Raw genomic sequence first — 539 nt, 5'->3', positions numbered from 1 at the left:
GGCGCCGAGGCGGCGCAAAACCGCCGCGATGTCGGGGTCGTCGTGATCGAGGCGGCAGATGTTCTCGGCGAGCGTCCGCTTCTCCTCGATCGTCAGCGCCTCGAACAGCGCCTCCTTGCTCTCGAAATAGACGTAGAGCGTGCCCTTCGAGACGCCCGCCGCCTTGGCGATCGCCCCCATGCTGGCGCCGTCGAAGCCGCTGGCGAGAAACACCTCGCGGGCCCCGTCCAGGATCTGGCGGCGCTTGTCGGTGTCGGCGGGCGGGGGGCTCAAGGAAGCGTCGCTCATCATCCGGGCCATGCGGTCGAGGGCCAATGTGGGGGGTGCGGCAGCGGCGATCAATCGGATCGGCGACCGGGCTTGTGCGGCGCACACAGGATCGATTGACCGAACGGTTCGGTCAATCTAGTATCGCGGTCGTTCGAGAGCCGTCAACCGATTCGGTGGATGGTGCCGGGGCGACCCCGAGGACGGGTGACTGACGATGGCGTTCCGAGACGATTACGCGCAGGGCCGGCCTGCCGGCGAGGCGGCGGGCC

1 protein-coding gene is annotated in these 539 nt (G+C 68.6%); it reads right to left on the bottom strand.

The annotated features are described in order from the left end of the window. A partial coding sequence (locus VP06_RS32775; RefSeq protein ID WP_245291404.1) for a TetR/AcrR family transcriptional regulator occupies window positions 1-273 on the bottom strand: 273 nt, incomplete at its 3' end. Window positions 274-539: the final 266 nt, after the last annotated feature.

Origin of the sequence: Methylobacterium aquaticum (assembly GCF_001043915.1) — a bacterium.
Taxonomy (GTDB): Bacteria; Pseudomonadota; Alphaproteobacteria; order Rhizobiales; family Beijerinckiaceae; genus Methylobacterium; species Methylobacterium aquaticum.
This window is presented reverse-complemented; position numbering and strand designations above follow the sequence as displayed.